Origin of the sequence: Amycolatopsis sp. Poz14, assembly GCF_006704225.1 — a bacterium.
Lineage (GTDB): Bacteria > Actinomycetota > Actinomycetes > Mycobacteriales > Pseudonocardiaceae > Amycolatopsis > Amycolatopsis nivea.
Genome location: NZ_JACLHD010000001.1, coordinates 8,506,710 through 8,520,722, shown reverse-complemented (window position 1 = coordinate 8,520,722; position 14,013 = coordinate 8,506,710). Strand labels below are relative to the sequence as shown.

Genomic DNA, 14,013 nt, shown 5'->3' with positions numbered 1-14,013 from the left:
CCGTGTGTGCACGCGCCGGAGTCGGTTGATTCCCGTGCGCGTCCAGGCTGTGCCGTCGTAGTGCCGATGAAGGGAAAGCCCATGCCCGCGAAGTTCCGTCGTCCGGTCCTGCTCGCGGCGGGCTCGCTGCTCGCCGCCGCGATCGCGGTCCCGGTCGGCTCGGCCTGGGCGGCGACGCCGTCCGACCCGGGTTCGCACGCGCAGCCCCGGATCGTCGGCGGCAGCGAGGCTTCGCTGGCCGACCACCCGTACGCGGTCTACCTCACCGATCAGAGCGGTTCGCAGTTCTGCGGCGCGGTGATCGTGAGCCCGTCCGCGGTGGCGACCGCCGCGCACTGCGCGAAAGCCCTGCCGAAGTCGTCCGTCCACGTGGTCGCGGGCCGCCAGGACAAGCGGAGCAGCGACGGCGTGGAACTCGGCGTCTCGCGGGTCTGGGTGAACCCGGACTACAGCGACCCGACGAGGGGCGACGACATCGCGGTCCTCACCGTGCGCGGACGGCTGCCCTACCGCGCGGCGAAGATCGCGGACAAGAGCGACCAGTCGCTGTACGCGGAAGGCACGCAGGCGACCGTGCTCGGCTGGGGACGGCTGTCCGAAGGCGGGGAGCGGTCGGACGTGCTGCGCAGCGCCCAGGTGCCGCTGGTCAGCGACTCCACGTGCAAGACGGCCTACGACACCTACGACCCGTCGAGCATGGTGTGCGCCGGCTACCCGCAGGGCGGCCAGGACGCCTGCCAGGGAGACTCCGGCGGCCCGCTCGTCGAGGGCGACACGCTGATCGGCATCGTGTCCTTCGGCGACGGCTGCGGAAAACCGGGCAAGCCCGGGGTGTACACGCGGGTTTCGCAGTTCTCCGACGACATCGCGGCCCAGTCCCAGGCGCGGCTGTTCGGCTGAGCTGTGTTAAGCAAGGCGGCGTGACGACTCTGCACCGCGCCGCCGGGCCCGACCTCTCCGCGGCCGACCTGTACGCGATTCTCCGGCTGCGGTCGGACGTGTTCGTGGTGGAACAAGACTGCGTGTACGCCGACATCGACGGGCTCGATCTGCTTCCGGAGACGGAGCATTTCTGGGTGGCCTCCGATACCGAGGTTCTCGCGTGCCTGCGTGTCCTGGCCGAGCCGAGCGGCGGACGGCGCATCGGCCGAGTAGTGACCGCGAAGTCCGCCCGCGGCCAGGGTTTGGCGGCGCAGCTGATGGCGGCTGCGCTGGAAGGGGCGACCGGCGCGTTCGTACTGGACGCGCAGACCTATGCGCAGCAGCTTTACGCGCGGTTCGGTTTCGTGGCTGAGGGCGAGGAATTCCTCGAAGACGGGATCCCGCACATCACCATGCGCCGCCCGGCTTAACCGCGGGGCGCGGTCGCGGCGATCACCTTCACCGCGCGGTCGATGTCCGCCTCGGACAGATCCGCGCGGGCGGTAAGCCGCAGCCGGGAAACGCCGTCCGGCACCGCGGGCGGGCGGAAGCAGCCGACCTGAATCCCTTGCTCCGCACAGGCTTCCGCCCACGCGGTCGCAGCTTGCGGCGACGGCGTCCGCACCGCGACCATGGCAGCCTCCGGAAGATCGACCGGCAGACCGGCGTGCTTCAGGCTCATCGCCAGGTTCCCGGCGTTCTCGACGACCTTCGCCGGCAACTCCGGTTCGGACTTGAGCACCTGCAACGCCGTCAGCGCCGCAGCGGCACTGGCCGGCGCGAGAGCCGTGTCGAAGATGAAGCTGCGAGCCGTGTCGACGAGATGCCGGATCACACGGCGCGGACCGACCACTGCGCCGCCTTGCGCGCCCAAGGCGTTGGAAAGCGTGAGCGTGGTGACGACGTCCGGCGCTGACGACAATCCCGCAGCGCTCACCGCGCCCCGGCCGCCTTCGCCGAGGACACCGAACCCGTGCGCGTCGTTGACGACCAGCGCAGCACTGTGCGCACGACAGATCTCGGCGAGTTCGCCCAGCGGCGCGACCTCACCGTCAGCGGAAAACACCGAGTCAGTAACCACAATCGCCCGCGGTTTGCGTCGGGTGGCCAGCGCGTGCTTGATCGCCGACGGAGTCGAGTGCTCGACAGCCGCGATGTCCGCGCGGGACAGCCGACAGCCTTCGACCAGCGACGTGTGGACGTATTTGTCGGTGACAATCGCCGATTCGGCCCCGGACAGGGCGGTCACCGCGCCGAGGTTGGCAGTGAATCCGGAGGAGAAGACGAGCGCCGCCTGGGCCCCGCAGAAGCGGGCAAGCTCGTGTTCGAGCTCGACGTGCAGCTCGGTGGACCCGGTGAGAAGACGCGATCCAGTCGCCCCGGCCCCCCACCGCAACGCAGCCGCGGCGGCTGCCCCGGCGACGCGCTTGTCGCGGGCGAGGCCGAGGTAGTCGTTGCCAGCGAGGTCGAGCACGGAGTGCTGCGCGGGCCGAGGATTCATCCGCCGCGAGAGACCGGCTTCCGCCCGCCGCTGGCCTTCGGCTTCAATCCAGTCGAAGACGTTCTCAGGCGGCAGCGGCGGAGTGTCAGTCACTGAGGCAGTGTCGCATCCGGCCGGGTGCCGCGTTCCCCACCCCCGCTTCGAGACGGACGGGAAGCGGGGCAGGGCAACGGAAACAGACTGGTGCGGAGGGGTTGGGCGGGGTGGGCGCGGGCTCTAGTTGGCGGTGATGGGGTGTCGGGCGCGGCTGTCGGGGTGCGGGCTGGCTGGTGGAGCGGTGCTCCGACGAACGAGACCCGTGGTTCGGCTGTGCTGTGTCGGAGCGGGTGTTCGGGGGTGCTGGCTAGCGTGTGACCCCCTGCTCAGCGGTGGCGGTACGAGCTGGCGGTACGAGCTGGCGGTGCGTGGTTTGGCGAGCGCGACGCCTCCTTGGCGAGGATCGTTGTGGCGGGGCGTGGGCTGGCTGGCGAGAGAGGCCGGTGCTCGGCGGCGATCGCTGCGTCGAGGCGTGGCTGCTGGGAGTGCGGTGACCGCTGTGGATTGCCGGTACGCCCGGGGCAGGCCATTACTTGGGCAACATCGCTGTGTCGAGGCGCGCTTTGCGGCGTGGGACTGGCTGCCGCGCGCGACCCCTGCTCAGCAACAGTCGCTGTCCCGGGGTACGGGTTGGCGGAGCGTGGTTCGGTGGGCGAGATCCGCCCTCAGCGACGGCCGCCGTGTCGGGGTTCGGGCGCGGGCTGGCTGGCGCGCGAAACCCTGCTCGAAGAAGACTGCTGCGTCGAAGCGCGACTGTCGGGGTGCGATGGCGTCCCGGCCTGACGCCGAGCCCAGGCCCGGCCGCGGCATGCGACCTGGTTCAGCAGGCGGACCCGGCCCGGAAACGAAGAACGGCCCCGCCGAAGCGGGGCCGTTCTCCAGAAATCAATCAGGCGTCGTGGCCGCGGCGCGGGCCGCGGCTCGGGCGGCCGAAGCCGCCGCCGGAGCGGGACTGCTGGCGGCTGCGGCTGTAGCCGCCACCGCCGCGGTTCTCGCGGGAGCCGTAGCCACCTTCGCGGGCGTAGCCGCCTTCGCGACCGCCCTCGCGCGAGTAGCCGCCCTCGCGGGCGTAACCGCCTTCGCGGGAGCCCCGGCCTTCGTTCGAGCCGCGGTTGTAGCCGCCTTCGCGGGGACCGCGGTCCTCGCGCGAGCCGTAACCGCCGCGGTCTTCGCGCGAGCCGCGGTAGCCGCCGCCTTCGCGTCCGCCGCGGTAGCCGCCGCCCTCACGCGGGCCGCGGTAGCCGCCGCGGTCGCCGCCGAAGCCTCGGCCGCCGGAGCGGCGCGGGGACTCCCGGCGACGCTCCACGACCGGCTCGCCGCTCGGCTCGCGGGCGCCGGTGATGCGGGACAGGTCGTCGTCGTGGGTGCGGATCATCGTGGTCTCGGCGCGCACGCCGGCCCGGTCGGTCATCCGGCGGACGGTGCGCCGCTGGTCGTGCGTCACCAGGGTGACGACGATGCCGGACGCGCCCGCCCGGGCCGTGCGGCCGGCGCGGTGCAGGTAGTCCTTGTGGTCCGCGGCCGGGTCGACGTGCAGCACCAGCGAGATGTCGTCGACGTGGATGCCGCGGGCGGCGACGTCGGTGGCCACCAGGACCGCCGCGTGGCCTTCCTTGAAGTCGGACAGGACGCGGTTGCGCTGGCCCTGGGTCTTGCCGCCGTGCAGGGCCACCGCGTGCACGCCGCTTTCGCGCAGCCGCTCGGTGAGCCGGTCCACGTGGTGCTTGGTGCGCACGAACATGATCGTGCGGCCCTCGCGGGCGCCGATCCGGGTGATGATGTCCTGCTTGTCGGAGTGCGACACCTGGAACAGGTGGTGGTCCATCGTGGTGACGCTCGCGGTCGACGGCGCGACCGAGTGCGTGACCGGGTCGGCCAGGTACTGCCGGACCAGCTTGTCGACGTCCCCGTCGAGCGTCGCGGAGAACAGCAGCCGCTGTCCGCCCGGAGGGGTGAGGTCCATGATCTCGCGGACCTGCGGCATGAAGCCCATGTCGGCCATCTGGTCGGCCTCGTCGAGCGCGATGAAGTTGCAGTCGCCGAGCGAGGCGGTGCCCTGGCGGACGTGGTCCGACAGCCGGCCCGGGGTGGCGATCAGCAGGTCGACGCCGCGGGCGAGCGACTCCGCCTGGCGGCCGAAGGACATGCCGCCGACCGCGGTGCGGCACCACAGGCCGAGCGACTTGGCGAGCGGGGTCAGCGAGTCGGCCACCTGCATGGCCAGCTCGCGGGTCGGCACCAGCACGAGCGCGCGGGGGCGCTTCGGGCGGGCCTTGCCGCCGTCGAGCCGGGCCAGGATGGCCAGGCCGAAGGCCAGCGTCTTGCCGGAGCCGGTCTGGGCGCGGCCCAGCACGTCGCGGCCGGCCAGAGCGTCCGGGATGGTCGCGGACTGGATCGGGAACGGAGCGTCGATGCCCGCCTCGGAAAGCGCCCGCAGCAGCGGCTCGGGCAGGCCCAGCTGGGCGAAGGTCTTCACGGCGGGGGTTTCCACCGTGTCGTCGTGGAGAACGTCTCCACCGGCCGGCCGGTGCCGCGGCTTGCGCTCGGGGCGGCCCGCTCGGGAGCGGGCGGACTGGCCGGAGTCGTACGTGATCGTCACAAATGCCTCTCGGACGTGGCACGTCGCAAGGAGGCCCGGGCTGCCCGCGCGCAGGCAGGGCAAGATGGTGTGGCGATGGGCGTTCACAGGGACGGACCCGGTGTGCCGAGCCATGGCATGGCACACCGACGGAAATTGCTTCGGATGGCCGCGAGTCCTTCTGCGGACTGTGGAGGCGACGGACACCAACTCATCCACGCCGCCGTTGCGGTCTTGACACACTCTACCTGAGAGAGAGCGGTTGCCCCGCACCCAGGTGCGTGGTTGTGGGCGGGGTCGCAGGTGTGGCCTGTCGCACAACCCGCGGCCCCGCCCGGGGACTCAGCCGAGACCGGCCGCGTTTTCCAGTTCCCGCACCAGGTCATCGGTGCCGGTGACCTGTTCGGACAGTCCGCGGCTGTGGAACCAGCCGGCGAGATTCGCGACGTCGCGGGCGAGGAATTCCCGGCCGCGCGGGTTCGCGATCACGTCGACCGCCTGGGGCAGGTCGATCACCATCAGGTGGCCTTCGTGCACCAGGAGGTTGTACGCGGACAGGTCGCCGTGCGCGAGTCCTTGCCCCGCCAGGAGTTCCAGCGCCGACACGGCCTGCTCCCACAGGTCGGCCAGCTCGTCCGGCCCGGGCCGCAGCTGAGCCAGCCGCGGCGCGGCGGTGCCGTCGGACTCGCCGAGGAACTCCAGCAGGATCTCGGTGCCGTGCCGCTGCACCGGATACGGCACCGGCGCGCCGATCGTCCACAAGCGACTGAGGACGGCGAACTCCGCCACCGCCCACTGTTCGGCGATCAGGTTGCGGCCGAACGAGGTGCGCCCGGCCATCGCCCGCATCTCGCGGGACCGGCGCATCCGCCTGCCCTCGAGATAACCCGCGTCGCGGTGGAACAGCTTGTGCTCGTCTGAGCGGTATCGCTTGGCTGCCAGCAGAACTCCGTCTTCTCCGGGAAGGTTGCGGCGCAGCAGATGCACGTCGGCTTCCTTGCCGGTCTTGAGCACGCCGAGGTCGGTGTCGACCGCGGCGAGTTCGGTGACCACCCAATCGGGCCGCGGATGCGGACCCTGGTCGGCGTCGTCCCAGTTGGTCCATCGGTCGGCACCGTCGGGCAGTGCGGTTTCGGTGTAGGCGTCTTCGCGAAGCTGAGCGAGACGGACTCGCTCGGCTTCGGTGAGCCGTCCCCGGCGAGCGGGGGCGGGCCCGTCGTCGAAGCGGGGGCGACGGCGCATCCGGCGGTCGGTGTAGTCGGAGGCGTCGGAAAATTCGTCGAAATCGTGCTCGCGCACTGGTGGGTTCTCCTAGATGAGGGTGCCCACCGGGCGAGCGCGTGCTCTAGCCGAGGCGGGCGGGCGGAAGAGGGCAGGACAGCGCCCGGACAAACTCCACGACGCACCTCCCTTGCTTCCGGCAGCCGACGGCAACCCGTCGGACGCCGACTACCTTGCCGACCGTCTCGAACTCGCGCAACTGATTTATTTCGCCCGCTCGGCGCGCGTGTGCGGCGTTGGGGCTTCTGGTTGTTGTTTCCGGGACTGGTCTAGGGGATCACTCCGTCTGGGTGGGTGGGGTGGCTCGTTGGTTGGGCCGCGTGACTGGACTGTTTCGCGCCCGTCTGCCGTGTGAGTGCGGGTCGGGGAGCTTCTTGTCGGTCCCGGGACTCGGCTGGGGCGATCCGGGCGGGAGAGGGGCTTGGTTTGTCGGCTGGACTTCGTGGCTGATCGTTTCGTGCCTGCCTAGCGTGTGAGTGCGGTGCCGGGAAGTTTCCGGTTGTTGTTTCCGGGTCTGGCCTACGGGCTCGCTCCGTCCTGCGCGGGCGAGGGGCTTGGTTTGTCGGCTGGCCCGCGCCGCTGGTCATTTCGTGCCAGCCTCCGTGAGAGTGCGGAGTCGAGCAGGTGTCGGTTCTGGGGCTGGCGTATGGCCCGGGGCTCGGCTTGTCGGTTGGACAGCGTGGCTGGTCATTTCGCGCCTGCCCATCGCGCGAGGGCGGCGTCGAGGAGCTTCTGGTCGTCGCTTCCGGAACTGGCCCACACGATCACTCCGTCCGGGCGGACGAGAAGGCTCTGTTCGTCGGCTGGGTCGGCTACGCGGGTGAGCCGGTCGGTCAAGCCGGTGACTGCGAAGCGGCCGTCGGGGGAGCGGTCGACGAGGACGAAGTGGCCGTCGTGAGCGTGGTCGGCGAGGCGGGAGCCGGAGGTCAGGTCGACGTCTCCGGCGATTGAGCCGACTGGGGCGGGGGCGTCGTCGGCGACGTCGTAGTGCTGCAGGATTCCGGACGACAGCGCGACGATGCGGTTCATCGCGGCGGGCACTCGGAGCAGTTCGCCGCCGACGATGGTGCGCAGTTGTTCGGTGCGTTCGTCGCCGCGGAGGAGCGCGACTTGGGCGCGGGTCCAGTCGAGCACTGCTGCGCCGATGGGGTGGCGTTCGGTTTCGTAGGTGTCGAGCAGTCCTGCCGGTGCCCAGCCTTGTATGGTCGCGGCGAGTTTCCAGCCGAGGTTTGCCGCGTCGCCCAGGCCGAGGTTCAGGCCCTGGCCGCCGAGTGGCGAGTGGACGTGTGCCGCGTCGCCGGCCAGGAATACGCGGCCGTGGCGGTAGTGCCGGGCCTGGCGCGCGTTGTCGGTGAAGCGCGTTGCCCGGCCCTGGATTCCCGTGATGGTGACCGGGACACCGGTGACGTCGCGGACGGCTTCCTGCAGCTCTTCGACCGACACCGGGGCGTCGCGGTCTTCCGGCGGCTGCCGGAAGCGGCTGAGGAAGATGCGGCCGGGGACCGGGCCGTACGCGTAGACGCCGCGGGGTGTCCAGGTCCAGCCTGGGCGCAGGCCGGTCGCGTCTTCGAAGTCGGCGATGGCCTGGTAGCCGGTCATTTCCGGATCCGTGCCGTCGAACTCGATCCCGAGTTGCTTGCGGATGACGCTCCGCCCACCGTCGGCCGCGACGAGCCAGTTCGCGGCGAACTCGCCCGCGCTCGTTTCGACTGTCACGGACTCGTCGGCGGCGCGCACGCCGTGCACTTCGACGCCGCGCCGGAGGTCGACGCCCAGCGTGGCGCAGTGTTCGCCGAGCATCTGCTCGACTTCCTGCTGCGGCACTCCCAGCCCGTTCGACACCGCCCGGTGCGCGGCGAGCACGGGATCGCTCTGGTCGATCAGGTCGTTGTCGAACAGGAAACCGGCGAAGTGCCCGGCGGCCAGGAACCGGCGGCCGCCCCGTTTGGCCGCCTCGACCGTCGGGCCGAATTTGCCGACTGACGCGAGGAACCGCCGCTGCGCCGCCTCCGCCGCGGGCAGCAGGCCGCGCCGGTCGAGCAGTTCGGCGCTCGCGACGTTGACCGACCCGGCCTTGATGGTCGGATCCGGCTCCGGCAGCCGGTCCAGCACCGTCACCGCCACCCCGCGCAGCGCCAGCTCCCCGGCGAGGAACAGCCCGGTGGGCCCGGCCCCCGCGACGATCACCTCAGTCCGCTCCATGTCGTTCTCCCCTCTACCCTTGCCTGACGGCTTAACCAAGTGTGCTTACTGGGTAAGCTTACCAGGTAAAGGTAACACGGAAGGGTGGACTCATGCCCAATCGCGGCGATCGAGGCGGGGCCAAGACGCGGGCGCGGATCGCCGAGGTCGCGACCGGGCTGTTCCTCGAGCGCGGGTTCGACGCGGTCACGATCGCCGAGGTCGCCGCCGCGGCCGGGGTGTCCAAGGTGACGGTGTTTTCGCACTTCGAGCGCAAGGAAGACCTGCTCCTGGACCGCCTGCCGGAGGCGATCGACCTGGTGCGGTCGGCGGTCCGCGAACGGACTGGCGGCGTGGTGGACGCGCTCCGGCAGCTCGCGCTGACGCTGCAGGAAGAGGGGCACGTGCTGTCCGGCGTTGGCGGCGACATCGAGCCGCTGATGCGGACGGTCGCGGAGTCGCCCGCACTGATCGCGCGGCTGCGGGCCTTCGGGTACGAGATGGAAGCCGAACTGGCCGCGGAACTCGCCGCGGACGCGCGGTTCTCCGGGGACTCGACGCTGCTCGCGGCGTTGGTGGTGGCGGCTTACCGGACCGTGGCGGTGGAGACGATCCGACGGCGGCTGGAGGGGGAGGATCTGGCTGAGCTGGCGGCGTCGCACCGGGAGCGGTTGACGCGGGCGTTCGACATGGTCGATCGCCTGGTCAGCGGCTGAGGCACGCCGCTGACCAGGTCTCGCCTCGGTCAGGGGGCGGCTGAGGCGGCGCTGGAACGGAGGATCCAGCGCCGCCTCTGGCAAGTCAGCCGTTGACGAACGCGAGGTGTGCGGCGTCGTAGCGCTCGCCCGCGAAGTTCTCCGGCGCGGCGACCGCCTCGATCGCGGCGAGATCGTCGGTGGTGAGGTCTACCGTCAGAGCCGCGAGGTTTTCCTCCAGGTACTGCTTCCGCCGGGTGCCCGGGATCGGCACCACGTCCTCGCCGCGCGCCTGCACCCACGCGAGCGCCAGCTGTCCGGTCGTGACCTCCTTCGCGGCGGCCAGCTCCTCCAGTTTCGCCACGATCGCGAGGTTGCGGTCGAGGTTGCCGTCGGCGAAACGGGGCTGGTAGCGGCGCACGTCGTTGTCCGCCATCGTTTCGGTGGAGCGGTAGCGGCCGGTCAGGAAACCGCGGCCGAGCGGCGAGAACGGGACGATGCCGATGCCCAGTTCGCGGCAGGCCGGTGCGATTTCCGCCTCCAGGCCGCGGGTCCACAGCGACCATTCGCTCTGCAGCGCCGCGATCGGGTGCACCGCGTGGGCGCGCCGGACGGTCTGCGCGCTCGCCTCGGAAAGCCCCAGGTGGCGGACTTTCCCGGCCTGAACCAGCTCCGCCATCGCGCCGACGGTTTCCTCGATCGGCACGTCCGGATCGACTCGGTGCAGGTAGTACAGGTCGATGTGGTCGATGCCGAGCCGTCGCAGCGAGGCGTCGCAGGCCTGGTGCACGTAGGCGGCGTCGCCGCGGACCTTGGTCGGTTCGCCGAGGCGGTTCGCGATGCCGAATTTCGTGGCCAGCACGACCTCGTCGCGACGGTCGGCGATCGCGCGGCCGATCAGTTCCTCGTTGTGGCCGGAGCCGTAAAAGTCAGAGGTGTCAAGGAAGTTCACCCCGAGGTCGACGGCGTGGCGCAGCGTCTCGATCGACTGCGCGTCGTCGGTCGCGCCGTAGCCGTGGCTCATTCCCATGCAGCCCAAGCCCTGTGCGGAAACCGTCAGGCCGCCGAGGTTCCGGGTCGGGACGTCGGTCATGGTCGCTCCTTCTGCGCTGGATCCTGTCCCCGGCGACGCTAAATCCTGGAGCGCGCTCCGGGTCAAGCATTAGGCTCGCGGCGGTGGACTACGACGCGGTGATCGTCGGCGGCGGGCACAACGGGCTCGTCGCCGCTGCTTATCTGGCCCGGGCCGGACAGTCGGTGCTGGTGCTCGAACGGCGTGCGGAGATCGGCGGCGCGGCGGTGTCGTTCCGCGCTTTCCCTGGCGTGGACGCCCGGCTCTCGCGCTATTCGTACCTGGTCAGCCTGCTGCCCCGGCGGATCGCGGCCGAGCTGGGCCTGAATGTCCAGCTGCGAAGGCGGCGGATGTCGTCCTATACCCCGGCCGGCGACACGGGTCTCCTTGTCGACACGGGCGACGACGAGCGGACCGGCGCGTCGTTCCGTGCGGTCACTGGGTCCACAAAGGACTATGCGGCCTGGCAACGCTTCTACGCCTCGGCCGCACAGGTGGCGGGCGCGACTTTCGATTCGCTGACCGAGCCGTTGCCGACGCGTGCTGAGCTGCGTCGACGGATTGGCGACGACGAGGCGTGGACGACGTTTTTCGAGCGTCCGGCAGGGGAAACGCTGCGCGAGCTGTTCGAGCACGACGTCGTGCGCGGCGTCGTGCTCACGGACGCGCTGATCGGCACTTTCGCCGCCGCGGACGACGATCAGCTTCGGCAGAACCGTTGCCTGCTCTATCACCTCATCGGCAACGGGACTGGCGACTGGGACGTGCCGGTCGGCGGAATGGGCGCGGTCACCGATGCGCTCGCCGATGCAGCCCGTCGCGCCGGGGCGATGCTGGTCACCGGCGCGGAGGTGCTGTCTGTGACGCCGGACGGAGAAGTTCGTTACCGCGCAGGCGATGCGGAACACGTGGTGGTCGGTGGGCATGTGCTGGCGAATGTCGCGCCGCGCACGCTCGCCCGGTTGCTCGGCGAGGAGCCCGCGGAGTCGCCGGAGGGTGCGCAGCTGAAGGTGAACATGGTGCTGCGCCGGTTGCCTCGGTTGCGGGACACGGCGGTCGATCCGCGCGATGCGTTCGGCGGGACCTTCCACGTCAACGAATCGTTTGCCCAGCTCGAAACTGCTTACCGGGAAGCTGCGGCGGGCCGGATCCCGACGGTGCCGCCGTGCGAGATCTACTGCCATTCGCTGACTGATCCGTCGATTCTCGGCCCGGCTGAGCGGGCGGCGGGCGTGCAGACACTGACGTTGTTCGGCCTGCACCTGCCTGCTCGGCTGTTCGAGGCGGACAACGACGGGGCGCGGGCGGAGGCGTTGCGGGCCACGGTGGCGTCGCTGGACAGCGTGCTCGCGGAGCCGATCGAGGACTGTCTCCTGCTGGACGGCGACGGAAAACCGGGTATTGAAGCCAAAACGCCGCTTGATCTGGAGGCGGAGCTGGGGTTGCCGCGCGGGCACATCTTCCACCGCGACCTGTCGTGGCCGTATGGGGATGACGAGACGGCGGGGACCTGGGGTGTCGAGACCGGGCACGAGCGGGTGTTGCTGTGCGGGGCCGGCGCGGTCCGGGGCGGCGGGGTCAGCGGGATTCCCGGGCACAACGCGGCGATGGCGGTGCTCGGTCGACGTTTCGGCGGCGGACAGGCAGGGTGAAGACATGCGCGTGATCGTGATCGGCAGCGGAATCGGCGGGGCTTCGACGGCTTACCACCTGGCGCTGCGTGGAGCGGACGTCGTCGTGGTGGACGCGGACCGGGCCGGGGTGGCGACCGATGCCGGCGCCGGGATCGTCAGCCCTTGGACGTCTTCCTGGGACGAAGCGGTTTATCCGCTCGCGGCTGCTGCTGGGCGGTATTACCCGGCTTTGGCGGCCGAATTGAGCGAGGCGGGGCACGAATCGTCGTATGAAGTGGTCGGCGGGATGGTGGTGTCGGCTTCTGAAGGGGAGCTGACTGAGGCTTATGACCGGCTTGCCGGGCGGGCGGCGGATGCGCCGGAAGCTGGGGTTGTCGAGCGACTTGACGCCGAGCAGGCGCGGGAGCTTTTTCCGCCGTTGGCTCCGGAACTGGCTGCGGTGCATTTGTCGGGGGCCGGTCGGGTGGACGGGCAGGTGCTGCGGCGTGCGCTGATCTCCGCGGCGATTGACCGGGGCGTTGAGTTCGTGACCGCTGAGGCTGCGTTGGAGCCTGGGCTGCGGGTGCGGGCTGGGGCGGAGGAGCTCTCCGGGGACGCGGTGGTGCTTGCGGCCGGGGCTTGGTCCGGGGAGGTGGCTGAGGCGTTGGGGGTGCCGGTGCCGGTTGTGCCGCAGCGGGGGCAGATCAGTCACTTTGATCTGCCTGGAGTGGAGACTGCCGGGTGGCCGGTGGTGTTGCCTCGGAGCAGCCATTACCTGCTGGCGTTTCCCGGTGGTCGGGTGGTGGCTGGGGCTACTCGGGAGAGCGGGGCCGGGTTTGACCATCGGGTGACTGCGGCTGGGCAGCGGGAAGTGCTGGAGCAGGCGTTGGCTGTTGCGCCTGGGTTGGGGGATGCGGGCTTGGTGGAGACTCGGGTGGGGTTTCGGCCGGTTTCGCCCGACGGGTTGCCGTTGTTGGGGCAGGTGGCGCCTGGGTTGTTTTTGGCTACTGGGTTTGGGCCGGCTGGGCTTACGTTGGGGCCGTTTGCCGGGAAGCTGGTGGCGGAGTTGGTTTTGGGGGCGGATGTTCCTGGGGAGTTGCTGGCTGGGTTCGGGGTGGGGAGGTTTTCTTGAATCGTGTTCGGCTCGTCGCCTGGCGGCGACATCGCGCCCGGGTGGTTGCGTGGGGCACCCCGAAGTTTGATTGTGCTGACGGTCAGTGGGTGCTTGTCAAGGCGGGAAAGATGCCTTGACAAGCACCCACCGACCGCAGATGAGCTTCGTATCGGGGTGCGGGGGAGGGCTGGGTGCCTCGCTCGTTGGGTGCGTCGGTGCTGGTGGTTAGTCGGTTAGTAGTTCTAGGGCGTGGTCGCCTGTGCGTTCTACTGTTAGGCCTGCTTTGGTGATTACGCGTACTAGCTGGTCCACAGTGGACGGTTCGGTGCGTGAGGTGGCTAGTACTGCTGCCAGTTTTCCCTTGTAGGCCTTGTTGAAGTGGCTGACTGTGGTGCGGTTGCCGTTGGCGTCTTCGGTTACTACGCGGACGGTTACTGCGTCCGACGGAAGCTTTGCGAAGGCTGCGTACGTGCCGGAACGGAGGTCTACCAGCAGGCCTTCTACGTTGTGCAGCACTGGTTCCAGGACTGGCTTCCACAGGCCTCGTACGGTTCCTAGTGCGGGGACCGTGTTGCCGCCGGAGAGGCGGTAGGCGGGGATGGGGTCGGTTGCCGCTACGACGCCGAACAAGGACGACGTGACGGCCAGACGTTGTTGTGCTTTCGCTAGTCCGGCGCGGGTGAAGCTTTTGACGTCTAGTGCGTCGTAGAGGACGCCGGTGTAGCGGCGCAGGGCGGGCATCGTCGGGGAGGTCCAGAGCTGGGCGTTGCGGGTGACCTCGTCCGCTTGGCGTGCGGAGATGCCCAGTGCGGCGAGGCTCGCGGGGACGTCCGCCGCGAGTTCGACCAGGGCGTCGGCCAGTTTGGCGCGCACTGGGTTCAGCTCTGGGAACGACAATGCGTCCAGGTCCAGCGGCGCGCCTTTGCCGCCGTCGGCTTTGGTTTCTGAAGGGGGGAGGAGCACCAGCACCCCCGGAGCGTAACCGCCCGGTAATCCAGGTGCGGCGGCCGTGTGCCGCTCC

The 14,013-nt window shown here is 70.2% G+C and carries 11 protein-coding genes; 5 read left to right on the top strand and 6 right to left on the bottom strand.

Annotation, left to right across the window (positions count from 1 at the left end; genetic code table 11):
• Positions 1-81 precede the first annotated feature (81 nt).
• A complete protein-coding gene (locus FKO37_RS39530) occupies positions 82-900 on the top strand; it encodes a trypsin-like serine protease (protein ID WP_037820351.1) in 819 nt (272 codons plus the stop codon).
• A 20-nt stretch (positions 901-920) separates the two neighbouring features.
• Positions 921-1,352 (top strand): GNAT family N-acetyltransferase, encoded by a 432-nt coding sequence (locus FKO37_RS39525; protein ID WP_238607749.1) that lies wholly within the window; start codon positions 921-923, stop codon positions 1,350-1,352.
• Here the strand turns inward: FKO37_RS39525 and FKO37_RS39520 are convergent.
• The 4 genes from FKO37_RS39520 to FKO37_RS39505 form a co-directional block, all read right to left on the bottom strand.
• Positions 1,349-2,515 carry an 8-amino-7-oxononanoate synthase gene (locus FKO37_RS39520; protein ID WP_238607748.1) on the bottom strand — a complete coding sequence of 389 codons (1,167 nt, stop codon included), beginning with the start codon at positions 2,513-2,515 and terminating at the stop codon, positions 1,349-1,351. The genes FKO37_RS39525 and FKO37_RS39520 overlap by 4 nt on opposite strands.
• Before the next feature lie 832 nt (positions 2,516-3,347).
• Entirely contained in the window at positions 3,348-5,057 is a 1,710-nt protein-coding gene (locus FKO37_RS39515; protein WP_238607747.1) for a DEAD/DEAH box helicase, read from the bottom strand.
• 321 nt (positions 5,058-5,378) lie between these two features.
• The gene (locus FKO37_RS39510) at positions 5,379-6,335 is read right to left on the bottom strand and encodes a serine protein kinase RIO (RefSeq protein ID WP_037820360.1); all 957 of its coding nucleotides are present in this window, start codon (positions 6,333-6,335) and stop codon (positions 5,379-5,381) included.
• A gap of 669 nt (positions 6,336-7,004) precedes the next feature.
• The gene (locus tag FKO37_RS39505; RefSeq protein WP_238607746.1) at positions 7,005-8,519 is read right to left on the bottom strand and encodes an FAD-dependent oxidoreductase; all 1,515 of its coding nucleotides are present in this window, start codon (positions 8,517-8,519) and stop codon (positions 7,005-7,007) included.
• A gap of 92 nt (positions 8,520-8,611) precedes the next feature.
• On the opposite strand from FKO37_RS39505, the gene FKO37_RS39500 reads away from it, so the two are divergent.
• Positions 8,612-9,214: a TetR/AcrR family transcriptional regulator gene (locus FKO37_RS39500; protein ID WP_037820363.1), complete on the top strand. Its 603-nt coding sequence runs from the start codon at positions 8,612-8,614 to the stop codon at positions 9,212-9,214.
• Positions 9,215-9,299: 85 nt separating this feature from the next.
• On the opposite strand, the gene FKO37_RS39495 is transcribed toward FKO37_RS39500, so the two are convergent.
• Complete coding sequence (locus tag FKO37_RS39495; RefSeq protein WP_238607745.1) at positions 9,300-10,286, bottom strand: aldo/keto reductase; 987 nt, start codon at positions 10,284-10,286, stop codon at positions 9,300-9,302.
• Positions 10,287-10,369: 83 nt separating this feature from the next.
• Here FKO37_RS39495 and FKO37_RS39490 point away from each other — a divergent pair, with 83 nt between their 5' ends.
• Both FKO37_RS39490 and FKO37_RS39485 read left to right on the top strand, forming a co-directional pair.
• The gene (locus FKO37_RS39490; protein WP_238607744.1) at positions 10,370-11,917 is read left to right on the top strand and encodes an FAD-dependent oxidoreductase; all 1,548 of its coding nucleotides are present in this window, start codon (positions 10,370-10,372) and stop codon (positions 11,915-11,917) included.
• Positions 11,918-11,921: 4 nt separating this feature from the next.
• A complete protein-coding gene (locus FKO37_RS39485; protein WP_238607743.1) occupies positions 11,922-13,010 on the top strand; it encodes an FAD-binding oxidoreductase in 1,089 nt (362 codons plus the stop codon).
• A 207-nt stretch (positions 13,011-13,217) separates the two neighbouring features.
• On the opposite strand, the gene yaaA is transcribed toward FKO37_RS39485, so the two are convergent.
• A complete protein-coding gene (gene yaaA / locus FKO37_RS39480) occupies positions 13,218-13,961 on the bottom strand; it encodes a peroxide stress protein YaaA (protein ID WP_238607742.1) in 744 nt (247 codons plus the stop codon).
• Between the last annotated feature and the right edge of the window lie 52 nt (positions 13,962-14,013).

What these genes read in the sequence shown, in the direction of transcription:
- FKO37_RS39500 (WP_037820363.1), top strand. Translation starts at nt 8,612, where the DNA reads ATGCCCAATCGCGGCGATCGAGGCGGGGCCAAGACGCGGGCGCGGATC.
- FKO37_RS39495 (WP_238607745.1), bottom strand. Translation starts at nt 10,286, where the DNA reads ATGACCGACGTCCCGACCCGGAACCTCGGCGGCCTGACGGTTTCCGCA.
- FKO37_RS39530 (WP_037820351.1), top strand. Translation starts at nt 82, where the DNA reads ATGCCCGCGAAGTTCCGTCGTCCGGTCCTGCTCGCGGCGGGCTCGCTG.
- FKO37_RS39485 (WP_238607743.1), top strand. Translation starts at nt 11,922, where the DNA reads ATGCGCGTGATCGTGATCGGCAGCGGAATCGGCGGGGCTTCGACGGCT.
- FKO37_RS39505 (WP_238607746.1), bottom strand. Translation starts at nt 8,519, where the DNA reads ATGGAGCGGACTGAGGTGATCGTCGCGGGGGCCGGGCCCACCGGGCTG.